Origin of the sequence: Leifsonia sp. SIMBA_070 (genome assembly GCF_046534635.1) — a bacterium.
Lineage (GTDB): Bacteria > Actinomycetota > Actinomycetes > Actinomycetales > Microbacteriaceae > Leifsonia.
The window spans coordinates 12,982-35,825 of the sequence record NZ_JAWRYK010000002.1; the positions used below are offsets into that span (position 1 = coordinate 12,982).

Consider the following 22,844-nt stretch of genomic DNA (forward strand, 5'->3'; position numbering starts at 1 on the left):
TCCGGATCGAGCCCAGAAGATGCGCGCAGACGGCGCGCAAAGCCGGTACGGCGCGGGCTACGGTCGAGCGTGACTTTCGTCGATCCAGTGAGCCCATTCGGTCGGGCTCGCGTCGTCGACGGCCTGTGGGAGTTCGGTGTGGCCGTTGTGGCATTCGCCGTTGTACCAAGTCGCCAGGCGTGGGATGGCGACGGCGAGGCGTTCGTGCCAGCCAATGGGTCCGTAGCCGGCGTCGAGGCTGTCGTAGGAGACGAGCCAGGCCGTGTGGAGCGCGGAGAGTTCTTCAACGAGAGCACCGTGTTTGTACCAGCAGGGTGGGATCTTCCGTGCGGGGAGGTTGTACCGGTGGGTGAACCAGGTCACCCAGTCCCGCAGCTCGGTCCAGACCTTGGGGGCGTCGATGTCTTCGAGGGTGCGCCAGTTGATCACGTGGATACCGAGCATCCCCGGCGACTGCCGCGGAGCTTGGTCTTCCCACCTCTCGGAGATGGAGGCAACCAGATCATCGAGGGGGATGTCATCGGTCACTGCTGATCCAGAGCTGTTTCGATGTATCGGCCGATCTTGGCCTGCAACCGCGCGATGGCTTGGATGGAGGCGGTGCGGCGGGAGACGAACCCGGAGAGGGCGCGGTCGCGTTCGATGAGCTGGTGGACGTATTCGTGGCAGCGTGGATGCAGCGCGGTCAGGTCTTCGTGGCGTTCGTGTGCCGTCCAGCCGTATGGAGTTTGGGTGACGCCGCGATAGTCGAGGTGGTGCAGTTCGAGGCTGTGTGCACTGCCAGCGCCAAGGCAAAGGGCGCAGCGCACCTTGCCATGAAGCCGTTCTTCGTCGATGAACCACCGGTCGCGGCGGGCGAACCAGGCGGGCGAGTGAAGATAGCGGGCTCGATAGGAATTTTCCCGGTTGGGTCGGCGACGGTTGGACATCAGTTCTCCTCCCCCGTTGATCCCCGGCGATTGAGCGCGGCTTGATACTGTTCGGCGAACACGACCTGCTGGTCGGCCTCGGTGAGCTTCTTGCCCGTGCTCACCTGGCGGGCGTCGCCGCGATCGGTCCATCCGCGAAGGTTGAGCAGGATCCCGCGTCGGTTTCGGTAGGCGAGGAGCCCGACGGTTTCGGGCATGCGGCGGATCTCGTCGATAGTCATGACCGGGACCTTCTCGTTCTGCACATTGATCGAGGATCCGTTGTCGTTGTACGAGTGGCCGGTGTTGCGGACCCGGCGCAGTCCCAGGAGAGACTCGATGTCACGCAGGTGGTCGACATCGGATGCGCCGCCCAGGAGGAGCTTGGCGGTCGCAGCCGACCAGATCGTGTCGGCCTCCGACCGCGACCAAGCGGTCTCCGCCTGGGATAGCGCCTGGAGGACGACGACTGTGGAGATGCCGATGCCGCCTCCGTCGGCCATGATCCTCGGTAGTGCTGGCCAGGAGAACATGTTGGCGATCTCATCCAGGATCAGGGCGAGCGGGAGGTCGAGGCGGGAGCCGGGCGAGGCGAGGGCTTTGCGACGTGCGGTTTCGACGATGTCGTCGAGGATGGCGCCGAGGAATCCGCCGACGGAGCCGGCGCCGGCGCCGGTGCCAACGAGGTAGAGGCTGTTGCTTCCGGCCAGGAAGGCGTCGAGGTCGAACTGCTCCCCCGGTCCCGGCGTCATCGCCTTCCGAATCGCAGGAATGGACAGCGGCCGGAGGGCGCCGAAGACACCGAACCACGAGTTGGCCAAGAGCTTCTCGTCACCGTTGATGATCGCGTCCAAGTCTTCCGACCAACCTGGCGTTCCCTGGTTGGCCAGCACGCTGACCGCTTCGTGCGCGAGTCGCGGGTTGGATCCCCATCGGGCAAGTGCGTCGGTGCCGCGGCCGGAGACGGCTGCGGCATGGAGGAGCCGGGACAAGACGGAGGAAGACACCTGGGCCCATTCCTGGTTGGACTTTGATGCGCCAAGAGCGGTGCCGGCGATGATCGCCTGCCCTCGCTGATCTGCCACGAGGGGGTCATCACAGCCGGTGACGGGCGAGATCCGTAGGGCGGAGCGGACGCCGGTGAGTTCCTGCGGGTCGTACACCGTCACGTCACCGACACGGGCCCGCTCCCGCATCGTTGCAGAGAGGTTGTCATTGCGGGTCGAGGTGGTGATCAGGGGGCCGTCCCAGTCGAGGATGGCGTTGATGATGAATCTGTAACCCTTGCCAGAGCGGGGTGCGCCTTCGACCACGATCGAGTCCTCGATCGATACGTAGACGTCCTGCCCGTGTGCATGACCGACTCTCCAGCCGACCGCCGACGGTGTCGGATTCGATACGGACGGGCGGAGGGTCTTGGCTCTCCGGAGGGCGGTGCGGGCGGAGGTGTGCTTGCGGACTTCGCCGGGCTTGGCGAGCCCGTCACGGCCGCGTAGCTCATGGATGAAATGCCGATCGGACTGGCGATAACGAAGCCACCAGATCACAATCAACGCTGCCACACCGAGAAGGAGGAAGACCGCGAGAAGGTCGAGGATCCGGACCAGCGTCACCGGCGCCGTGCACCCAGGTACCAGCGCGAACCCGGTAGGGTCGCCGCTCATCGCGAGCTGCAGGCCGGCAAACACGCTGGACGGTTGCCCTCCCCCGCCGCAGGTCGCGGAGGTTGCCGCGCTGGCGACAGCGGTCGTCAGCGCACCAGCGATGACAACCGCGAAGAGGCTGTAGAGCGCAATCTGCGTCCACGAGGAGCCGTGAGATCTCATGCTCGTTCGCCTCCGAGGGCGTCGGTGCGGAAGATGTCGAGTTCGTAGTCGGTGCAGATGTTGCGGACCTTCGCGACCCGGTCCTGCCCGATCTGCCAAAGCCCTTCGCCTTTGTGGAGCTTTCGCACGAGGTCAGCCTGAGTGTCGTTCCAGCCAAGAATCTCCCGCGACCGTGCGATCTCGCCTGAGTGCTGCGCGTACGAGATCCGCGTCTCGCAGTCCGCAAGAAGCCCGAGCGCGCGGGAGTGGAGCGCGCTGTTGCGGTCACCCAGCGCATCCAAATCAGCGACTCTATGGAGCAGATACCAGTTCGACGTCCCCAGGTGCCGGGCGACCTTCTCGTCTTCGACCCGGTCGGCGAGGCCGTCGCCGCCGGAGACGTCGTTGAGGAGCTCGACCGCGGCCTCTTCGTGGATGATTACCCGGGCCTGCCGGTTGGCACCCAAGCTCGAGCGGCGGATCCAGTTCGCCGTCGCGAGCCGCGCGAGGGCCTGCGCCTCCGGAGACGCGCCCTTCAGCGCCGAGGTGTCGACGACCATCATCGGGGCGTCCGCGTCGAATCGGACGGTGGAGGGACCGTCGAAGAATCCAGTCAGGTCACCGGACACCATCCGACGCAACGAGTGAGCGAGTCGGTGGCCGGCATCCGCGACCTCGACCGGCACAGTGTTGTCTGGGTCGACGAGCCGCTCGTAGACGTGGGTAATTGTGACGGTCGACTGGCCGCGCAGCGCGTCGAGGGCTATATCGAGGGCGGTGTGCTCGACCGGTTCTAGGTTCCCGCCTTCGCGGAGCCGGCGGATGATCGTCTTCACCGTGGCGCGTCGGTACTGGAGGACGTTCTGGTTCCAGTCCTCATCCGAGAACGCCACATCCCGCGGGCCTTCGTCGAGGAGGTTGATCCGTGCGGCCTTGCCGGGGCCGACGCTGATGGAGGTGCCGCCGACGTAGGCGGCGACGCGCACCCATTCCCCGTTAGGGTCGTGCGGTACAGCGATCTTCCGCCCCAACCGGGCCAGCCGTGAGGACCACGACTTGGCCAGCATCGACTTGCCGGTCCCTTTCACCCCAAGAATGGCAACGGAGTGAGATCGGACGGCTTCGGCGGAGTATGCGTCCCAGGGGTCGAAACAGAACGGGGCCCGGGAGAGCAGGTTCTCGCCGATGTACGCGCCGGTGAGGATGTCCCCGGTCTCGGCCAGGAATGGGTACGCACCGCCGAGGACCTTCGAGCTGCAGCGGTGTGCCGGTGGGTTGGCGCGGAGTGGGCCACGCAGGTTGCGCGGCGCCATCCACCCCCACGCCGGCATCTTCGACGACGGCAGCTCAGTCAACTGAAGCTTCCACGACGAGGCCTTGTCGGCGGTCCGTGTTTCGGGGTGACGGCCGTTTGCCCCCGGTTTCTGATCTGCGGGGATGCGGCCGATGACGGCGTTCCGCTTCATGTCATTCCCCTTCCAATGGCACGGGCAGCGCTCCAGTAACGAACCCGGCGGCCTGCTGTCCCGACAGTGAAGCCAGCACCAGTCGCGCTGGGTGCGAGGCTTGTTCGATGTCAGTGCGTGCCTTGGCGAGCGCGTCTTTGGACTCGGCGGAGACCGTGACAAACCCGCGGTACTGGACGTCGCCGAAGCCGTCGACGAGGTCGTGCTCGCGCACCGCAAGATCCTCTTCCTCCCTGAGGTGAGTGAGCGGGATCCGGGAGGACAGTTTCATCCGGATGGTCGCTGCGGTCTCCATGTCGGACTGGGCACGATTCAGCTGGGCCAGGGCCTTGTGCGTGGCCACCGGGCGAACCTGCAACGTGATCACCCGGGTCGCATCCCCCGCATAGAGGAGCGGTTCGAGGAACCCAGTGCGAACGTCTGTGCGGGGCCATTCTGCCACCCAGAACGTCTGGTGCCAGGACTCGTCCACGCGCATCACGTCCCAGCCTTCATCGATCCCCATCACCGGTGGTACGAGCTGCGACCCGTTGGCGGCGTCTTGCTCGCGTCTGGTCGCCGCCGAGATCGGGTCAGCGGAAAGGGCGAGGAGTTCGTCCAGGTCATCGGAGGTCAACCATCCGGCAGGGGTGAGCGGTGCGTGCTCCATCGATGCCTCCATTCCCGCGACGCGCTCCTTGAGCACGGCGCCCAGGCCGGTTAGGCCTTTGCCTGCATCGCGGATCGCGCCGTTGAGGACGCCGGTGTCGAAGGTGAGGGTGACGAAGTTCGTGAACCCCATGGACCGCTTCGACGCGGCCTGGGTCAGCGCCCAGTATTGCTGCCGCAGCTCGGCGCTGACATGAGGGTCGTGCTCGCTCTCGCGGGCGACGAGATAGTCGCGCAGTTCGTTGGAGGATGCGCGGTCGACTCGGATGCGGATGGTGGTCTCGCGAACACCCGGTAGCGTCTCCAAGGAACTGAGCCACTCCACGAATCCGTCGTATGCGGCCTCCTGTGCGCCTTTGTCTCGAAGCGCCCACGCCCGGGATCCAACCTTAACGGTGACCGAGGCGAGACGGCCTCGGGCGTTGTAGACGAACGCGCCCGCGCCGGGGATTTGCACGACTTGTACGTCGCCGAGCGCACCTGGGAGAAGGAACTTGGAAGTGACCACAGGTGTCACCGCAGCGACCTGGGCGTGGCCGACGTTGAGCGAGGCGACGCTGACGCGCAGCCACACATCGCGCCGGAACCTCGTCTGCCCGAGAACGCTGCGGTATACGTACCGGGCTGCCTGGGCAACGATCACCAGGACGGGTTCGCGTCGGTAGGTGGCGAGGGCAAAGAAGACCACGATCGCGATGATCGGTAGCATCACCCAGATCGCGCCGGTGTCGACGAAGAGGGTGCCGAGGAGGATCGCGACGGCGCCTCCGATCACGACCAACTGGAGGAAGGTCAGTCCGAGGAAGATTCCCCGCCGCTCACGCGCGGCAAAGCGGACACGGGGTGCTCCTTCCTCGGTGAGGAGTTGGTCTGCGGTGAACGTGGTCATGAGTTATCTCCCAACCTTGATGACCCGCGCGGCCGAGCGAACCGGGGCGGCAGCGGTGTTGACACGCGAGAACTGGTCGCGGACCGAGAACCGGTGATGGAGAGCGGTCCCAACTTCGGCACCGGCGAAAGACACGAGCTTGGTCGCCCACAACGGGGAGAACGACGCGGCGATCACCGCTCCGGCAGCGACGAGGATGACGCCGATGCTGAGGCTGGCCTTGGTTAGCTCGACGGCGAGCAGGACGACACCAGCGGCGAGCGGTTTGGCGATCAGAAGCCCGACGGACAGGTTCAGCCAGCGTTGGGCCCAGGCGGTGAGTTTCGGTTGGCCGATCATCATCAACCCGACTGGCGCCATCGCCGCCAGGGCGAGGAGTCCGAACTCGCGGATGGACATGGCGATGAACAGGAACAGGGAGGCGATCATCGTCAGCCCCACCACCAGCAGCGCCATCACGTACTCGCCAACCGCACCCGGACCCTGCGCGCCTTGGGTAGCCATGCCGAAGATGATGCCGTCTTGCGAGAACTGCATCGTCTTCATAACGGCCCCGTGCATCTGCTTTGGCGCATCGAACAGTCCCACCACCCGAAGCAGGCTTTGGCTCAGGTCACCGCCCTGCACGGCGGTCGTGAGCGCGCGTGTGATGTCGTCGGTTATCCCGGAGGCCTTCTGCATCCCCCACACACAGATTGCGGAGAACGGGATGGCGAGTGCGGCACCGGCGGCGGTGCGGCCGATCCTGCCCCAGTCCTGCAGGATAATCGCGATCCCAATCTGGACCAGCGCGACGATCAGGACAACCGGTGCCGTGACGGCGATCCAGAACAGGAACTGCGAGTGGGCGATGTTCCAGCTGCCCTGATCGATATTGGTGTTGAAGGATCCGGCGATCATGGTGGCGATGAAGTCGCCGAGGTTCCGGATCGTGGACCCCATGAACTGTGCGAGCGTTTGGGAGGCTTGGCAGCCGAAGTCGGCGACGAAGCATCCATAGTTCGGCGAGAACGGGTCCGGCGGAGCAGCAGCTATGGCGAACATTGCGATCACGCCACGTGCAGGGACTGGCCCCAGTTGATCAGTCCGGCGATGCTTCCGGCGATCGCGACGCCCGCGACGCAGCTGAGAATGCCGACGATGCCTGCCTTCTGGACGCGTCCATTGCTGGAGATGTGACCGACCACGATGAACGCTGCTGCGATCAGGCCGCCGATGATGCCGAGGATCAGCACGATGGCGAACACGACGTTCGCGATCGACTGGAGCGCGCCGACGCCGGGGCCGGAGAAGTCTGGGCTGGGGTTGGGGACCTCGGCCGCGGTGATCGTGCGGGAGTGGACGGTGACGATGGCTTCGTTGAGTGCGTTCATGATTCGGTGTTCCTTTCCGTGAGGTCGGTCGACGGTTCGGGTTCGTTCGTCTCGCGCATGCGCCGGGCCGCCAGATAGCCGGAGGCGGCGATGCCGAGCAGAGCGACGCAGATGATGCCGAGAAGGCCGAGAAGGTTGATGAGGAGGTTCATGGCGATCACTCCCCGCTCGCGTTGTTCGCTCGAGTGGCGGAGGCGGGGAGCGGGACGGTGAGGATGTTGGCCTTGCTCTCCGAGGGAATGTTGACGGTCAGCTCGAGCTGGTCGACGCCGGGCGGGAGGTAGTAGGCGGCCGCGAAGGAGCGGCCCTTCTCGTTCGGGATGGTCCAACCGCTTTGGCCGTGGAAGAGCCCACTCGGGAGCCACGACACCCCTGCCGCTTTGGCTGCTGCGGGTCCGTCGGCGGTGTCGAGGACGGCCGGTTCCGGTCGGCCGTCGAACTGAGTTCCCTTCAGGGTCGTCCCGGTCACGACCTGGAAGTCCTGGTTGCCCTGCGAGGGGATCCACTTGCCCGTCAGAGTGACCTTCAGCAGCAGGACCGGTGTACCGACTGGGAAGAGCTCCTGCGGGGAGTCCGGGAGGGTGCATTTGCAGCCGTGCTTGGCCTTGAACGTCGTGCCCGGGTAGACGTCCACCCAGACGCTGCTGACGATGCCCGACGCGGCGGGCATGACGTCTTTGGCCGCCGTCGGCGTGGGTGTCGGCTTGGCCGGCGCGACGGTCGTGAACGACGGATTCCTCGTGGGCGCGGTGGCGGCGCAGCCGACGAGGGCCAGGCAAGGCAGGAGCGCAGTGAGTGCGATCAGCTTCTTGTTCATCTTGATTCACCTCGGTTTCGTGTGCGCCGCTCACTTACACGTTCCGGCTCAGGATGGTTTTTGGCGCGCATCGGGGAGTTGCAGTGGTCAGGGCACCTGGATGTGCTGGTGGTTGCAGGTGTCGGGGAAGGCGGTCGTGAAGTTCAGGAGGACTCCGAGCGATACCTGGGCACGGGATCGGCAGTCGCTCTGACCGATCGATGACCCGTGTGGGGCGTAGGGATCCAGCGTGCGAATCAGCTGGGTGGAGAGGTCGTCGGCGCCGGTTAGCGACCGCCGATTGATGGCGTAGAAGTCGACGGCTTTGCCCTTCCAGTGCGCTGACTTGGTGCCGGCGCCGGGTGTCATGCCAGTGCATCTCCGGTTGAGGTCGCTAACGCCGACCTGCTGGAAGGACTGGACCGCGACGACGATCAGCTGGAGCACATGCGAATCGATAGCGCAGTCGGGGGTGGACGTCCCGTCGGCCATGTTCACGATCTGCTGCTGGTAGCGCGGCTCGAGGAAGTTGAGCTTCTTCGCCTGGATTGCGGCAACCAGCACGGCTGCTGCAGCGCGAGCGTCTGCTGGTATCTGGCAGGTACCCGCGCTTGCACCGGTCAGAGCGGCGAGGACCTGCTGGGCTGGAGTCCAGAACCGTGCGTAGCGGTTCGGATCGGAGTTGACCTGGACCGCATGCGCGACCAGGGTCGGTGCCAAGGTCTGCCAGTCCGGGACGCGCAGCATCCGCGCGTAGAACGCCGCGGCCGCGGTCGCGGGGTCCATCCGCTCCCCTGGGGTGCCATAATTTGCGCCCTGCTGGAACACACCGATCGTGGTGTTGTCGACCGCGTCCCCGTGGTCAAGGTTTCGCAGGCCGGACTCGCCGATCGCTACCATTAGGGCGAGCGTCTGCCCATGGACAGGGATGCTTATCTGCTGGCCGACCGTGATGATCGTCGCGGCGATCTCTAACTGGTCTGGGCCATAGCCGTCGACCGTGCGGGCGGCCTCGACAGACGGTGCTGACCCTCCGCACATTCCCCCACCGCCGAACCCGTTGGCACCCATTGCGAGCACCAATGTGACTGGGACGGCCACCAGGGTGACGGGCACGATGAGGACGATGATGGCGGCGATGATCAGCAGGTTCCGTGTCGTCTTCGGATGCGTCACCGCGTGCGCCGACACCGCGCCGGCACTGATCATGCCGCCACCTCCTGCTCCAGCACCGCTCGGGCGATCATCAGCAATCGTTTTGCGGTCGCGATCCGCGCTCGCGCGGAGCCGGGATGAATGTGGAGGGTGGCGGCGATCGTCTCGGCGTCATCCTCGATCATCTCGGCGACCTCTCGAGCACCACCGATCTCCGGCACACACGACACGATCACAGACCCGGTCAGCGGGAGGCCGGCGTCTGCCGCGGCTAGGGCGGCCAGAACGGTGTGCGCGGTTTGGCACACCCGATCACGGACTGTACGAAGACCCCGCTTGGACAGCTGGTGGGCAAACGCGACGCGGTCGGCATCACCATCCGACAGGCTCAGGTCGCTCATCACGTGCCAATCGGATGGGCCAACGAAGTCAGCCACCAGCACCATCCACCTGTGGGCGTCATAGCGCCGGATTAGAGCATCCAACGGGTCGACATCCCGCGGGGACTCAATGTCCTCCCGCACCTCTTCCGTCGCTACGTACTTGCGTTCGAGCTCCCGAAGCACGACGTGGCGGGTGATGCCGAATACGAACGCATTCGGGGTCCCCAACTTCGGGTCGTAGGCGGAGCATCGGTGCCAGACCGACTCGCGGATGATCTGCAGAACGGCGTCGACTTCGTTCGGGCGGCCCCGCAAACGGAATCGTACGAATGAACGCATGGTGTCGACTTCACGGATCAGCTCCGTGAGACGGGCATCTGCCCGGCTGGCGACTTGGGTTCCTTCAGCCACGAGATCACAACCTTCCTTGTATGGAGGTGGCTACTGCGAAGGACCGGGTTCGAGCCAAGGCGGCTCGTCAGAAATGCGCTCCTCAGCGCGCTTGGGCGCGCAGGAGCCCTCGTTGACAGAGAGGTTGGATAGGCCGAGGCGCGCCGAGGATGTGGGCTTGGGGCGGCGCGCCCGGATTTTGATGCTGGAGTGGCGACTTCGACTCTGAAGTGCGCAAGTCTCAGCCACGATGCGTCACCGCCGTCCTGGCTCGAATCGCGAGTCGGGAACTACGGCAATTGGGGTAAGAATCAGCCGCTCCATTTGGTGCCGCACGCTACCCCCGAATGGGGGACGCATTCGAACGGCACGCCGGGGTGAACGACTTGTTCTACTGACAGCCGTCACATTGCAGGTCATCCATCGGGTCCACGGGCACGAGGTACCCGTCAACGAAGTCCTGAATAGCCCCCGGGGTAGACGGGTTCGGCTCGTTTATGCGTACACCCCGGTTCTCGTCTGGGCGCTCTCCTCCAGCCATGCCAACACCTCCGCTCGTTTGTAGAGAACGGTGCGCGGTGTCGGCTTGTAGAAGCGCGGCCCCTTGCCGTGATACCGCAGCTGGGCGAGTGCTGCGATGGACAGCCCAGTGAGCTCAACCACGTCAGCTGGCTGAATGAATTCCCCTGTCATCTCATTTCCTCCGTTTCGACAACCTAGGAGTTCTTAAATTGTTGGATAGACAGTAGCGCGCAGCTTCTAGTTTGACAAGATTAAAGGCGCTATTCTGTCGAAATGGCAGATTTTCGGACAGAGATTGGCATTGGTGCTCGCATCAAGCTGGCTCGAAGGGAACGCGGATTTCGCTCGACCCGGGAGTTGGCCGATGCCATCCCTGGAGGCAATATCACTCAGGCGGTTCTGGAGAACATCGAGTCCGGGAGAAAGGCAGACATCAGCGTGACCCAGCTCCTGAACATCGCACGGGGACTGAACGTGCCGGTCAGCATGCTGCTCGCGCCCATCGGGGCGCCGGAGTCGAACCTCGACCTCCCCAACCTCAGTGACGACTTCGCGGAGATGACCGCAGCGGAATTCGATTGTTGGCTCTCGGCCACTCCGCTGAGTTCATATCAACCGAGACTCGCCTCCGAGCGATCTGACATCGCCACGTTGAACACTCTCCGTGAGCTCGGGACGCTGCGTCGCGAGATTGACCGCGTTCGCCTTGTTCGCGATGTCCGTAAGGGTTCGGGCGACGCGGACCTCGCGTCTGACACCGATATCGAGAGCCGCCTCGAATCGGTTGAACGCGAGGCCGCTCGACTCACTGCACTTCTCACGTCGTCCGGCATCGCAGCAGTGGGAGCACCTTAGAGGGAGAGCGAAATGGGCAGCGTTCTGTCGTATGAAGCTTCGGGCGGTAGACGCTATCGCGTCATGTACCGAACCCCGGATCACCGCCAGACAACGAAACGTGGATTCAAGACCAAGCGCGAAGCAGAGCTCTACCTCGCCACGGTCGAGACCAACAAGGCACGTGGCGAGTACATCGACGCGAGTGCTGCTCGGGTCACTATCGCCTCGCTCGGCACAGAATGGCTCGCAAACCAGACGCACCTCAAACCCTCGTCACTCCGGCCCCTCGAGATCGCATGGCGCCTTCAAGTCGAGCCCCGCTGGGGAAAGGTCCCAGTCGGTGACGTGAGGCACTCGGATGTCCAGACGTGGGTGACCTCGCTGAGCGCCGGCAAGTCGGCGACAACCGTCCTGCGAGCCTTCGGCGTCCTCGCCGGCATTCTCGACGTCGCGGTCAAAGACCGTCGCGTGACCGTCAACGTCGCGCGAGGCTCACGCCTGCCGCGCAAGGTCGCCCGCGCGCACAGGTACCTTAGCCACCAACAAGTTCATGATCTCGCGACCGCCAGCGGCAAGCACGAAGTTCTGGTGCTCCTGCTCGCCTATACCGGCCTTCGCTGGGGCGAAGTGATCGCCCTACGCGTGCGCGACGTCGACTTCACTCGCCGCCGGCTAGCAATCTCGGAGAACGCTGTCGAGGTGGGAGCGGAGACCATCGTCGGGACCCCGAAGAACCACAAGCGCAGGTCGGTGCCGTTTCCGTCCTTCCTCGGTGATGCCATTGAGGAGGCAGCAAAAGGGAAAGAGCCGAGCGAGCTGCTCTTCTCGGGCCGATTCGGCGAGCACGTGAAGCGCGCAACGCGAGGCCAGAGAACGTGGTTCAAGAGCGCGCTTGATCGCGCAGGACTCGAGCCGATGACCGTCCACGACCTTCGGCATACCGCCGCCAGCTTGGCAGTCAGCGCGGGCGCCAACGTGAAGGCCGTGCAGCGAATGCTCGGGCACGCTTCCGCAGCGATGACGCTCGATGTCTACGCAGACCTCTTTGACGACGACCTCGACGCGGTCGCTGAAGCGCTAGACAAGGCAGCACGACGGTCCGTGGATCGCGGGGCGCACCTCGCAGAGCGTTGACTATCAGTGATGACTAGACCAGTACGCACCGCCGACGTATCTCGCTAGTCTGCTCAACCCTTTCATGCCGGCACTGACAACGAGCACGGCAAGGACCACTGCGAACCACGGGTGGGTGATCACGTCCGCGACGATAGCGTTCCAAATCATGACGATCGCCTCCCAGCGGGCAGCGCGCCATGTCGCGAGGAGCCAGCCGACATCGATCATGGGCCGATTGAACCAGGAACCGGCGACAAACCGAGCCGGGCCTGCGCCCGCGCCCGCGCCCGCGCGACGGTGATTCAGCGGCGCAGAAATCACACAGATAGGTCTTGAGCGAGCGGCCACTCGCAGCGTTTGTTGTCATTCTGTTGTCAAACGAGCAAATATCAGCCGAACAGCAAAGCCCTGATCCCAGTGAATCACCGGGATCGGGGCCCGTTTCGCAAAGCGGAGGGCGTGGGATTCGAACCCACGAGACATTTCTGCCCACCAGTTTTCAAGACTGGCTCCATCGGCCTCTCGGACAGCCCTCCCGGCGCCGGCCACAACCGGCGTCGCCCGATTCTAACGTCAGTCCTGGAACGGCTTGGAGCAGGTGTACTGCGCCGCGGTCTGACCGTGCACGTCGGACGGTAGCTGCACAGCACCGTCACCGGCGGCCGGAGTCCCGGTACCCGGGGCCTGCGTCGCCGGGGCCTGCGTGGCCGGAGCCTGCGTCGCCGGGGCCTGCGTGGCCGGGGCCTGCGTGGCCGGAGCCTGCGTGGCCGGAGCGTTGGGGTCGGCCTCGGAGCCCACGCCGGTGTCACCGGTGAGGTTGACGGGCTGGTCGTTCTGCAGCGCGCTCATGAGCTGCTGCGCGGCATCCTTGGTCGGCGAGACGCCGTCGCCGTCGTAGTGGTTCGGGTACTGCACGAAGACGACCTTGCTGATGTCGATGTTCTTCAGTGCGAGGGCCATCGAGACGATCGTGGTCGGGTTGTTCAGGCTCTCGGAGAGAGTGATGTTGCTGGTCGCGGCCTTGGCGATGCCGTACAGCTTGACCGGGTTGTTCAGCACGTCGGCGCTCTTGATCGTGCGCACCAGCGACGAGAGGAACACCTGCTGGTTGCTGATCCGTCCGAGGTCCGAACCGTCGCCGACGCCGTGGCGGGTGCGTAGGAACGCGAGAGCCTGCGTGCCCTGAAGCACGTTCTGCCCTGCCTTCACGTCGAGGCCGGTGTACGGGTCGGTGATGTCGCCCGCGACGCAGACGGGGACCCCGCCGACGGCGTTCGACATCTCGATCACTCCGTCGAACTGGATCACACCGGCGTACGGGATGTCGAGCCCGGTCAGCTTCTCGACCGTCAGCACCGTGCAGGCCAGCCCGCCGTAGCTGAGGGAGTTGTTGATCTTCTGGCGGCTCATCGAGTCGAAGCTGCCGCCCTTGGGGTCGGGGCAGGAGGGGATGGCGACGTACATGTCGCGCGGGAAGCTGACGACGGTCGCGTTCTTGTGGTCGGCCGAGACGTGCAGCAGCATCGTGACGTCGTTGAGGTTCTCGCCGCGGTCGCCGTACGCGGCGTTGCCGCCACCGGAGTCGCTTCCGGCGAGGAGCACGTTGAATGCGCCGTCCATCGCGCCGATCCCGGGAGTCACCTCATTGCCCTTGGCGTCGACCAGCTTGACGGACTTCTTGACGCTCGCCACGACATCCACGGCCGCGTAGGCCGCCAGCGAGACACCGGTCACACCGACGACGGCGACGATCGCGACGACGATCTTGAGGAGAGCTTTGAGCGGATGGTGCTGCTTCAGCCGGCCATGACGGACCGCTGGTCCTGCAGCCTTCTCTTGCGCTCGCGCTTGCGCGCGGGTGGGCATCTCGCTCATTCACATCCTTTCGATGTGGCCGTCTTCCGATGTAGCCGTCTTCTGGGCCGTGTTCACGTTCACAGGCGTGCACCGGACGCCGGGCACACCATCCACGAGCATGACACGTCAGGCTGGAAATGCTCTCAGAGCGCGCCGAGCACCTCGGCGAGGCCGTCCTCCACGACGGGTGCGGTGGTGCGCGTCGCCACAGCCTTGACCTCGTCGGGCGCCTGGCCCATGGCGACGGCCAGGCCCTCCGCACCCGCCCAGTGGAGCAGCTCGATGTCGTTGCGGCCGTCGCCGACGGCGACGACGCGCGAGCGCGGGATGTCGAGCGCACGCCGCACCCTCTCCATTGCGGTCGCCTTGCTGACACCGTCGGGCGAGATGTCGAGCCACGCCGTCCAGCCGATCGAGTAGCTGACACGCTGGAGGCCCATCCGGTCGACGATGGACAGGAACTCCTCCGTATCGTGCTCCGGCGAGATGACGACGACGCGGGTCGCGGGATGCTGCAGGAGCTCGTCGAAGGAGACCTGCTCGGCGTTGACCAGTTCCCAGTCGGTCATCCCCTCGGTGTAGCGGCGGAATCCGCTCGGGTCCTCCACCATGAAGCTGCCGCTCGGGAGGTGCGGGCGGATGGTCTCGAGCACCTCGGTCGGGTCGAACACCTCCACGAACTCGCGCCGGTACCCGCCCTCGCTGCCGCCGTCGCGCTTCATGGTCAGGGCGCCGTTGGAGCAGACGACGAACTCGCTGGTCAGCCCGAACTCCTCGTGGATGGCGCGTGCGGTCTCCCAGCTGCGCCCGGTGGCGAGCATGACCTCGTGGCCGGCATCCCGGACGCGGGCGACGGCCTCGCGCACGGCGTCGCCGACGGTCTCGTCCTCGTGGATGAGGGTGCCGTCGACGTCGAGCGCGATCAGCAGGCGGGACGCGTCGCTCACCGAGCCGTCGGCTCCAGCAGTTCCAGCCCGCCGAGGAAGGGGCGGAGCGCCTCCGGCACTCGCACCGATCCGTCTGCCTGCTGGTGCGTTTCGAGGATCGCGACCAGCCACCGCGTGGTCGCGAGGGTGCCGTTCAGCGTCGCGACCGGCGCGGTCTTGCCGCTCTCGGTGCGGAAGCGCGTGTCGAGCCGCCGGGCCTGGAACGTCGTGCAGTTTGAGGTGGAGGTGAGCTCGCGGTAACGGCCCTGGGTCGGGATCCACGCCTCCACGTCGTACTTGCGGGCGGCGCTGGAGCCGAGGTCGCCGGCTGCGGTGTCGATCACGCGGTAGCTGAGGCCCAGCTCCTGCATCATCTCCTCCTGCCAGCCGAGCAGACGCTCGTGCTCGGCCTCCGCCTCCTCGGGTCGGGTGTAGACGAACATCTCGAGCTTGTCGAACTGGTGCACGCGGATGATCCCGCGTGTGTCCTTGCCGGCCGAGCCGGCCTCCCGGCGGTAGCAGGTCGACCAGCCCGCGTACCGCAGCGGCTCGTCGACGTCGATGATCTCGTCCGCGTGGTAGCCGGCGAGCGCGACCTCGCTCGTACCGGTCAGATAGAGGTCGTCGTTCTCGAGGTGGTAGACCTCGTCGGCGTGAGCGCCGAGGAAGCCGGTGCCCTGCATGATCTCCGGCTTCACCAGCGTCGGAGTGATCATGGGGATGAACCCGTTCTGGACGGCCTTGTCGAGGCCCATGTTCATCAGGGCGAGCTCGAGGCGGGCGCCGATGCCGCGCAGATACGAGAAGCGGGCGCCGGCGACCTTCGCGCCGCGCGCCATGTCGATCGCGCCGAGCAGCTCGCCGAGCTCGAGGTGGTCGCGCGGCTCGAAGTCGAACGAGGGGATGTCGCCGACGGTCTTGATGACGACGTAGTCGTCCTCGCCGCCCGCGGGCACGCCATCCACGATGGGGTTGCCGATGCTGCGGATGAGCCGGTCGAAGCGGGAATCCGCCTCGTTCGCCGCCTGCTGCGCCTCCTTGACGCGGCCGGCCAGCTGCTGCGCCTGCGCGACGAGCTCTTTCTTCTGCTCCTTCGGCGCCTGCGCCACGGTCTTGCCGAAGGCGTTCTGCTCCGCCCGCAGCTCCTCGAACGCCGTGATGGCCGCGCGCCGCTCGATGTCGGCCTGGATGGCCTCGTCGACGAGCTGCACGGAGTCGCCGCGCGCCTCCTGCGAGCGGCGGACGACATCGGGGTTCTCGCGGAGGAGCACGGGATCGATCACCTGACCAGCTTATCGACGGATGCCGAACAGGTAGCGTGAGCAGGGTGAACGGACGGGACGGGGGCAGAGGATGATCGCTGCCGTCGTCTACAACCCCGTCCGCGTCGACGTTCCCCGGGTGATGGCGGCCGTCGAGGCCGCGGCCACCTCGGCGCACCCGGACGGCGTCGAACTGCTCTGGCTGGAGACGACGCCGGAGGACGGCGGCCAGGCACAGGCCCTCGACGCCCTCGAGCGCGGCGCTTCCCTCGTCCTCGCCGCCGGTGGCGACGGCACGGTTCGCGCGGTCGCCGAGGCGCTCCGTGGGCGGGACGCCACCCTCGGCGTCGTCCCGGGAGGCACCGGCAACCTGCTGGCCCGCAACCTCGGCCTCCCCTTCGCCAACGTGGAGGCTGCAAGCGCCATCGCCTTCGCCGGGGACACCCGCAGGATCGACATCGGGGTCGCCACCGCGCGGCGGCCGGACGGCTCGGAGACCGAGCACGCCTTCCTGGTCATGGCCGGCGTCGGCATCGACGCGACGGTGATCGCGAGCGCACGCCCGGAGCTGAAGCGCCGGTTCGGCTGGCTGGCGTACGTGGACGCGGCCTTCCGCGCGCTGCCCGCATCGACGAAGGTGCGCATCCGGTTCCGGCTCGACCGCGGGCATGAGAGGTCGGCCCACGTCAGCACCATCCTGATCGCCAACTGCGGCGCGCTGCCCGGGAACATGGAGCTCATCCCCGACGGCGCCATCGACGACGGCCTGCTGGATGTCGCCATCCTGCAACCCGCGACCGTGTTCGGCTGGCTCGCGATCTGGCGGAAGGTCACCTGGGAGAACCGGGTGCTCCGCAAGACCAGCCTCGGGCGGCGGTTCATCCGGTTCACCGACCGCGCGGTGCGGACGCGGCTCAGCTACCTGCGTGGCGCGTCCGTGCAGTTGGAGGTCGACGCGCCTGAGCCGTTCGAGCTCGACGGCGACGCGTTCGGCGACATCCTGGGCCTCGACCTGTCGGTCGACGAGCTCGGGCTCCGGGTGAAGGCGCCGGCCGCAGCCGGTTAGAGCTCCTCGTCGAGCGGCACGGCCTCCCTGCTGCGCCTCCCCGCCAGGGCGGTCAGGAACAGCAGGCCGACGAGCGTGAGGAGGCCGACCGTGATCAGGGGGCCGGCGAGCATCCAGCCGAGCTGCGCGAACACCAGCGATCCCACATCGCTCGACGGGGTGGGCCCGTTGTACGAGGAGGTGATGGAGATCGTGTAGAGCGTGATGCCGAGCACGATCAGGCCGGGGCCGACGATCCACAGGGCCAGGATGAGGGGGTTGCGGCGCGGGCTCATGTCCAGTCCGGCGAGCCGCCCGGGGGAGGCGACGATCACCTGCGAGGTGAGGTTCTCGGCCTCCAGAGGCCGCGGCACCTCGACGGTCAGCGCCTCCGAGGCGTCCGGCAGCGCCAGCGCCGCCTCGTAGTCGTCGCGGCCCGCGTGCCGGGAGGCGGAGTCGGAGCCTGTGCCGGGCCGGTCGTCGGCCGGCAGTACGGACGAGGGGCGGCGGTAGCCGGAGTCCGGAGAGTCCGCCCGGACCCGCACCCGTGACCGTTCGCCCGGCTGGGGCTGGTAACCCCGCTGGAAGGACGGGTCGTAGCGCGGGTCGAACCCGCCTCCACGTGTGTCGTCACTCTCCTCGGCGACCATGGTGACCTCCCGACGTCCTGTCCCGCAGCCTACGCCGACGCGGCCGCGGCGGGACCTGCCTCCGCGTCGTCGTCGACGAGCGAGGCGAGCCACTCCCGCGCCTCGGTGAAGACGTCGTCGCGGTACCGCTGGTCGAACTCCACCGGTGCCTTGTCAGCCCGCGGGTACGACCCGAGGAACATGACGGACGGGCTGAACCGGCGGAGGCCCAGCAGCGCGTCGGCGACCCGCTCGTCGCGGATGTGGCCGTCGGCGTCGATGACGAAACGGTAGCGGCCCAGCGCATCCCCGACGGGCCGCGACTCGATGAGGCTCAGGTTGACGCCACGCGTCGAGAACTGCTCCAGGAGGTCGAGAAGGCTTCCGGGGCGATCGTCCGGGAGCTCGGCGATCAGGCTCGTCTTGTCGGCGCCGGTCGGTTCGGGAACGCCGCGGGTGGTGCTGACCAGCACGAACCGGGTGACCGCGTTGGCGTTGTCGCCGATGTTCTCGGCGAGCACGACGACGTCATGGTGGTCGACGATCCCGGGGGGCGCGACGGCGGCGTCGGCGGCGCTGCCCTCGAACAGCGACGCGGCGGCGGCCACGTTGCTCGAGGCGGGGATGTGGCCGTGCTCGGGCAGGTGGCGGTCCAGCCACTGGTGGCACTGCGCGTAGGCGACGGGGTGCGCGTTCACGGTGCGCACCTCGGCGAGGGTCGTGCCGGGCCGGGCGACGAGGACGAAGTTCACGGGGACCAGGTACTCGCCGACGATGCGGAGACCCGGGATGGTCGCCAGGGCATCCTGAGCGACCGAGACCCCACCCTCGATGGAGTTCTCGATCGCGATCATTGCGGCCACGCTGCGGCCCTCGACCACGTCGGCGAGCGCCTCCCCGAGGTTGTTGACCGCGCGCCACGTCTTGCCCCGCGCCTCCGGGACCTGCTTGAGTGCGGCCTCGGTGAACGTGCCCGACGGCCCCAGGAAGCTGTACACGTCGTCGAGGGAGGCGGGCAGCTCGGCAGGGGCGTCGTCGGGGGCGGAGGACATGCCGCCCAGCCTACCGACCCGCCCGCGCTCTGCTTTTGCCGTCGAGTGGTGAGTGGATGCTCCAATTCGGGGCGAGTAGCGACATCTGCTCACTACTCGGTGGATGGCCTCCCGGTGGCCGCTTCGCCGTGGAAGAGTAGGGCCATGGACGAACGAGCCGGTACCCCCGCCCAGCCTTCCGACCTGATCGACGTCGACGCCCTGCGGCGCGCGTATTACGAGCTGAAGCCGGATGTGAGCATCCCGGAGCAGCGCGTGGTCTTCGGGACGTCCGGTCACCGCGGCTCCTCGCTCAACACGGCGTTCAACGAGGACCACATCGCCGCCACGACGCAGGCGATCGTGGAGTACCGGAACAGCCAGGGCGTCACCGGGCCGCTGTTCATCGGGGCGGACACGCACCTGCTGAGCGAGTTCGCCACCACCACCGCGCTCGCGGTCCTCGTCGCCAACGAGGTGCGGGTCCTCGTCGACGAGTTCGACGATTGGGTTCCCACGCCCGCGGTGTCGCACGCCATCATCCGGTACAACCGGCAGGGCCATGACGACCAGGCGGACGGGATCGTCGTCACCCCGAGCCACAACCCGCCCTCGGACGGCGGCTTCAAGTACAACCCCCCGCACGGCGGCCCGGCCGACACCGACGCGACCAGCTGGATCGCGAAGCGGGCCAACGAGATCATCGCCAACGGGATGACCGAGGTGCGGATGGCGGAGCCGTCCGGTGTCGAGACGTACGACTTCCGCGGGCACTACGTCGACGACCTCGAGAACATCATCGACGTGAAGGCGATCAAGGACAGCGGCATCCGTATCGGCGCCGATCCGCTGGGCGGCGCGAGCGTGCACTACTGGGAGGCCATCGGCGAGCGCTACGGCCTCGACCTCACCGTGGTGAACCCGGACGTCGACCCGACCTGGAGCTTCATGACGCTCGACTGGGACGGCAAGATCCGGATGGACCCGTCCAGCCCCTCCGCGATGGCGTCGGTGGTGGCGCGCCGGGCCGACTTCGACATCCTCACCGGCAACGACGCGGACTCCGACCGGCACGGCATCGTCACGCCGGACGGCGGCCTGATGAACCCGAACCACTACCTCGCGGTCGCGATCGACTACCTGTTCCGCACCCGCACGCAGTGGCGTCAGGATGCGGCGGTCGGCAAGACCCTCGTGTCGTCGTCGATCATCGACCGGGTCGCGGAGTCACTGGGTCGGCGGCTGTGGGAGGTCCCGGTCGGGTTCAAGTGGTTCGTGCCTGGGCTCATCGACGGGACCGTCGGCTTCGGCGGCGAGGAGAGCGCGGGGGCGTCGTTCCTCCGCTTCGACGGGACGGCCTGGACGACCGACAAGGACGGCATCCTGCTCGCCCTGCTCGCCAGCGAGATCCGCGCGGTGACCGGCAAGTCGCCCTCGGAGCTGTACCGGGAGCTCACCGAGCGCTTCGGCGACCCGGTGTACCAGCGGGTGGATGCCCCGGCCTCCCCCGAGCAGAAGGCCGCGCTGGCGAAGCTCGACGGCGACGCCATCACCGCAACGGAGCTGGCCGGCGAGCCGATCACCGCCAAGCTGAGCCGCGCGCCCGGCAACGACGCGCCCCTCGGCGGGGTGAAGGTGCAGACCGAGCAGGCGTGGTTCGCCGCGCGCCCCTCCGGAACCGAGAACGTCTACAAGATCTACGCCGAGTCGTTCGTCGGAGAGGACGACCTCCGCGAGGTGCAGGAGGAGGCGAAGCGGATCGTCGGCGACGCCCTCGGCGGCTGACGGCGCCGACCACCTCGCGCCCTCCGCACGATCGTGCTCACGATTCGTGACGAATCGGGGGAACTGGGCGCTCTGAGGGCACATTCGTCACGAATCGGGGCAAGTGGCCCCACAGCCGCAGCACGATTCGTCACGAATCGGGGGAATTGGGCGCGCTGAGGGCACATTCGTCACGAATCGCTCAGAAGGGGACGTAAGCCGCCTCAGTAGGAGGGGCCGCCGGGGATGGCGAAGAACTCCTCGAGCGTGGTGACGCCGGTCGCGTGCAGTTGGGCGGCGAGAGGCGTGCCGATATAGCGGAAGTGCCACGGCTCGAAGGTGAACCCGGTCACGGCGACCTTGTCGGCCGGATAGCGCAGGATGAAGCCGAAGCGCCAGGCGTTCGCGGCCAGCCAGCGGCCCTGCGGGGTCTCGCCGAAGCAGGCGTCGAGCGAGCACTGGGCGGGAACGGCGCTGATGTCGACGGCGAGGCCGGTCTGGTGCTCGCTGTGGCCCGGGCGGGCGGTGTCCGTGTCGGCGTACGCCTGGCCGTTGCGTGCGACGTCGTCGTCGTAGACGCCGGTCTGCGACTCGAACGACCGGTAGGCGCTCTGCACCGAGAAGTCCAAGCCCGCCTCGGCCTTGCCCGCCTGGAACATCGCGACGAGCGCAGCAGCGGTCTCCTGCCGCATCGGCTGGTGGTTGACATAGCGCACGTCGGGATAGGTGAGATCGGCCGGTACGTAGGTGATCGGGTCCAGCGCGCGGGGCTTGTTGACAACGACCCACGTGCTGGCCGGGTCAACGGTCGACTGCGCCGCCTTGTCGAACCCGACGACGGCGGGCGTCGCCGGGATGGACGGGGTCGGCGTCGGCCGCGGGGGCCGGGAGGTGGGCGACGAGCGATGCGGCGTGTGCCGGTGCCCGCCCGCCGCGGCCGACACGGGACCGGTCGCGCATCCGCTCAGCACCAGCGCAGCGAGAAGTGTGCCGCCGACGAGGGCAGCCCTCGTCGCTCGAGACCGCTTCGCGCGGTCGCCCCCCTGACTCACGCGATGAGCCTAGCTCAGGCGCTCGCCTCCCGCGCTCTGCGGCCAGGAGGCGTGTCGATCACTTGGACAGGCTCCAGAAGTGGCCGATGCCACCCGGGTGGTCGACCGTGATCGCCTGGTCGAGGTCGCGATAGTCGCTGTCCTCGTTGTGGCCGACCATCTTGATCTTGATCTGCCCGTTCACGTTCTGCACGGCGGAGACGATCTGGACGTGGTCGAGCGAGTCGTTGTCGTTCCAGTCGAACATGACGATGTCGCCGACCTTGATCTTGTCGCGCTGGTCGAAGGAGTACTCGGTCAGGCCGAGCTGCGCCGCGTTCTCACGGAAGTAGTCGTCCATCGCCGGGACGTAGCCCCACGCCGGGCTCCAGCTGGCTGCCGCGTCGTGGTTGTACCAGTCGGCGTTCATCTGCCAGCCGCGAGCGATCAGCGTCTGGCTGACGAAGTTCGCGCAGTCGCCGCCGACGGGGTTGAGGTCGCCGTACTGGGCGGTGTTGTAGTTCTTCCAGTAGGTGAGCGCGTAGGCGAGCTGCTTGTCCACAGGGGTCTGCACCTGGTAGTCGTAGGAGCTCGCCGCCGTGCTCACCGGCTTTCCGCTCTTGTCCGTCACCGTGACCGGCACGCTCCCGGCCTGGAAGTTCGCGGCGGCGGGGACGCTCACGACGACCTTGTCGTCGGTCGTCTTCGTGACGGTGGCAGGCTGGCCGCCGATCTGAACCGCGGCCACCTTCTCGAGGTTCGTCCCGGTGAGCGTCACCGTTCCACCCGACACGCTTCCGGCGGCGGGCTGGATGGATGAGACGACCGAGGACGAGGGGGACGGAGAGGGAGCGGCCGCCTGCGCGACGGCCTTGGTGACCGGGGACGGCTCTCCGGCGCAGGCGGTGAAAGCGAGCGCAGCCGTCGCGGCGACGGCGGTGAGCGCGAGGATGCGGCGGGGGAGGCTGAGAGAACTCATACGTCCTTTGGAGCGGATTCGAAGGGGGTCGG

The 22,844-nt window shown here is 66.9% G+C and carries 24 protein-coding genes and 1 tRNA gene; 4 read left to right on the top strand and 21 right to left on the bottom strand.

The genetic code is table 11. From position 1 onward, the window contains the following. Positions 1 to 57: 57 nt before the first annotated feature. The 12 genes from SB754_RS15710 to SB754_RS15765 all read right to left on the bottom strand — a co-directional run bounded on the left by SB754_RS15710 (position 58) and on the right by SB754_RS15765 (position 10,476). The gene (locus SB754_RS15710; RefSeq protein WP_410783348.1) at positions 58 to 528 is read right to left on the bottom strand and encodes a hypothetical protein; all 471 of its coding nucleotides are present in this window, start codon (positions 526 to 528) and stop codon (positions 58 to 60) included. Beyond that, positions 525 to 929 (bottom strand): hypothetical protein, encoded by a 405-nt coding sequence (locus SB754_RS15715; RefSeq protein ID WP_410783349.1) that lies wholly within the window; start codon positions 927 to 929, stop codon positions 525 to 527. The genes SB754_RS15710 and SB754_RS15715 overlap by 4 nt, the downstream gene beginning before the upstream one ends. Next, entirely contained in the window at positions 929 to 2,734 is a 1,806-nt protein-coding gene (locus SB754_RS15720; protein WP_410783350.1) for a type IV secretory system conjugative DNA transfer family protein, read from the bottom strand. Before SB754_RS15720 ends, SB754_RS15715 begins: the two co-directional genes overlap by 1 nt. Then, complete coding sequence (locus tag SB754_RS15725) at positions 2,731 to 4,179, bottom strand: ATP-binding protein (protein ID WP_410783351.1); 1,449 nt, start codon at positions 4,177 to 4,179, stop codon at positions 2,731 to 2,733. The genes SB754_RS15720 and SB754_RS15725 overlap by 4 nt, the downstream gene beginning before the upstream one ends. Before the next feature lies 1 nt (position 4,180). Then, positions 4,181 to 5,716, bottom strand: a complete 1,536-nt coding sequence (locus tag SB754_RS15730) for a PrgI family protein (protein WP_410783352.1) — start codon at positions 5,714 to 5,716, stop codon at positions 4,181 to 4,183. A 3-nt stretch (positions 5,717 to 5,719) separates the two neighbouring features. Further along, a complete protein-coding gene (locus SB754_RS15735; RefSeq protein WP_410783353.1) occupies positions 5,720 to 6,760 on the bottom strand; it encodes a hypothetical protein in 1,041 nt (346 codons plus the stop codon). A gap of 5 nt (positions 6,761 to 6,765) precedes the next feature. Next, a complete protein-coding gene (locus tag SB754_RS15740; RefSeq protein WP_410783354.1) occupies positions 6,766 to 7,089 on the bottom strand; it encodes a hypothetical protein in 324 nt (107 codons plus the stop codon). Continuing rightward, on the bottom strand, positions 7,086 to 7,241 hold the full coding sequence (locus tag SB754_RS15745) for a hypothetical protein (protein ID WP_410783355.1): 156 nt from the start codon (positions 7,239 to 7,241) through the stop codon (positions 7,086 to 7,088). Before SB754_RS15745 ends, SB754_RS15740 begins: the two co-directional genes overlap by 4 nt. A 5-nt stretch (positions 7,242 to 7,246) precedes the next feature. After that, positions 7,247 to 7,906, bottom strand: coding sequence for a hypothetical protein (locus SB754_RS15750; protein WP_410783356.1), 660 nt, complete (start codon positions 7,904 to 7,906; stop codon positions 7,247 to 7,249). 87 nt (positions 7,907 to 7,993) lie between these two features. Further along, positions 7,994 to 9,094 carry a hypothetical protein gene (locus tag SB754_RS15755; protein WP_410783357.1) on the bottom strand — a complete coding sequence of 367 codons (1,101 nt, stop codon included), beginning with the start codon at positions 9,092 to 9,094 and terminating at the stop codon, positions 7,994 to 7,996. Further along, positions 9,091 to 9,834 carry a hypothetical protein gene (locus SB754_RS15760; RefSeq protein WP_410783358.1) on the bottom strand — a complete coding sequence of 248 codons (744 nt, stop codon included), beginning with the start codon at positions 9,832 to 9,834 and terminating at the stop codon, positions 9,091 to 9,093. The genes SB754_RS15755 and SB754_RS15760 overlap by 4 nt, the downstream gene beginning before the upstream one ends. A gap of 474 nt (positions 9,835 to 10,308) precedes the next feature. Beyond that, positions 10,309 to 10,476, bottom strand: coding sequence for a helix-turn-helix transcriptional regulator (locus SB754_RS15765; protein WP_410783359.1), 168 nt, complete (start codon positions 10,474 to 10,476; stop codon positions 10,309 to 10,311). A 132-nt stretch (positions 10,477 to 10,608) separates the two neighbouring features. Between SB754_RS15765 and SB754_RS15770 the strand changes: the two genes are divergently transcribed. Both SB754_RS15770 and SB754_RS15775 read left to right on the top strand, forming a co-directional pair. Beyond that, a complete protein-coding gene (locus SB754_RS15770) occupies positions 10,609 to 11,190 on the top strand; it encodes a helix-turn-helix domain-containing protein (RefSeq protein WP_410783360.1) in 582 nt (193 codons plus the stop codon). A 12-nt stretch (positions 11,191 to 11,202) separates the two neighbouring features. Beyond that, positions 11,203 to 12,306, top strand: a complete 1,104-nt coding sequence (locus SB754_RS15775; RefSeq protein WP_410783361.1) for a tyrosine-type recombinase/integrase — start codon at positions 11,203 to 11,205, stop codon at positions 12,304 to 12,306. A 3-nt stretch (positions 12,307 to 12,309) separates the two neighbouring features. Here SB754_RS15775 and SB754_RS15780 read toward each other — a convergent pair whose 3' ends face one another. The 5 genes from SB754_RS15780 to serS all read right to left on the bottom strand — a co-directional run bounded on the left by SB754_RS15780 (position 12,310) and on the right by serS (position 16,354). Continuing rightward, positions 12,310 to 12,516: a hypothetical protein gene (locus SB754_RS15780; RefSeq protein ID WP_410783362.1), complete on the bottom strand. Its 207-nt coding sequence runs from the start codon at positions 12,514 to 12,516 to the stop codon at positions 12,310 to 12,312. A 223-nt stretch (positions 12,517 to 12,739) separates the two neighbouring features. Continuing rightward, positions 12,740 to 12,824 (bottom strand) — tRNA-Ser (locus SB754_RS15785). A gap of 37 nt (positions 12,825 to 12,861) precedes the next feature. Next, complete coding sequence (locus SB754_RS15790) at positions 12,862 to 14,163, bottom strand: LCP family protein (RefSeq protein ID WP_410783363.1); 1,302 nt, start codon at positions 14,161 to 14,163, stop codon at positions 12,862 to 12,864. Positions 14,164 to 14,288: 125 nt separating this feature from the next. Then, positions 14,289 to 15,092: an HAD family hydrolase gene (locus SB754_RS15795; protein WP_410783364.1), complete on the bottom strand. Its 804-nt coding sequence runs from the start codon at positions 15,090 to 15,092 to the stop codon at positions 14,289 to 14,291. Then, complete coding sequence (gene serS / locus SB754_RS15800) at positions 15,089 to 16,354, bottom strand: serine--tRNA ligase (RefSeq protein WP_410783365.1); 1,266 nt, start codon at positions 16,352 to 16,354, stop codon at positions 15,089 to 15,091. The genes SB754_RS15795 and serS overlap by 4 nt, the downstream gene beginning before the upstream one ends. A gap of 70 nt (positions 16,355 to 16,424) precedes the next feature. Between serS and SB754_RS15805 the strand changes: the two genes are divergently transcribed. Continuing rightward, positions 16,425 to 17,399, top strand: a complete 975-nt coding sequence (locus SB754_RS15805; protein ID WP_410783366.1) for a diacylglycerol/lipid kinase family protein — start codon at positions 16,425 to 16,427, stop codon at positions 17,397 to 17,399. Here the strand turns inward: SB754_RS15805 and SB754_RS15810 are convergent. Together SB754_RS15810 and pheA are read right to left on the bottom strand one after the other, a co-directional pair. Further along, on the bottom strand, positions 17,396 to 18,028 hold the full coding sequence (locus tag SB754_RS15810; RefSeq protein ID WP_410783367.1) for a hypothetical protein: 633 nt from the start codon (positions 18,026 to 18,028) through the stop codon (positions 17,396 to 17,398). The two genes, SB754_RS15805 and SB754_RS15810, sit on opposite strands and share 4 nt — an antisense overlap. Before the next feature lie 29 nt (positions 18,029 to 18,057). Continuing rightward, the gene (gene pheA, locus SB754_RS15815) at positions 18,058 to 19,059 is read right to left on the bottom strand and encodes a prephenate dehydratase (protein WP_410783368.1); all 1,002 of its coding nucleotides are present in this window, start codon (positions 19,057 to 19,059) and stop codon (positions 18,058 to 18,060) included. Positions 19,060 to 19,203: 144 nt separating this feature from the next. On the opposite strand from pheA, the gene pgm reads away from it, so the two are divergent. After that, positions 19,204 to 20,823, top strand: a complete 1,620-nt coding sequence (pgm, locus tag SB754_RS15820; protein WP_410783369.1) for a phosphoglucomutase (alpha-D-glucose-1,6-bisphosphate-dependent) — start codon at positions 19,204 to 19,206, stop codon at positions 20,821 to 20,823. 203 nt (positions 20,824 to 21,026) lie between these two features. Here the strand turns inward: pgm and SB754_RS15825 are convergent, their stop codons facing one another. Both SB754_RS15825 and SB754_RS15830 read right to left on the bottom strand, forming a co-directional pair. Then, positions 21,027 to 21,854 carry a M15 family metallopeptidase gene (locus SB754_RS15825; protein WP_410783370.1) on the bottom strand — a complete coding sequence of 276 codons (828 nt, stop codon included), beginning with the start codon at positions 21,852 to 21,854 and terminating at the stop codon, positions 21,027 to 21,029. Between the two features lie 58 nt (positions 21,855 to 21,912). Then, on the bottom strand, positions 21,913 to 22,812 hold the full coding sequence (locus SB754_RS15830) for an amidase domain-containing protein (protein ID WP_410783371.1): 900 nt from the start codon (positions 22,810 to 22,812) through the stop codon (positions 21,913 to 21,915). Positions 22,813 to 22,844: the final 32 nt, after the last annotated feature.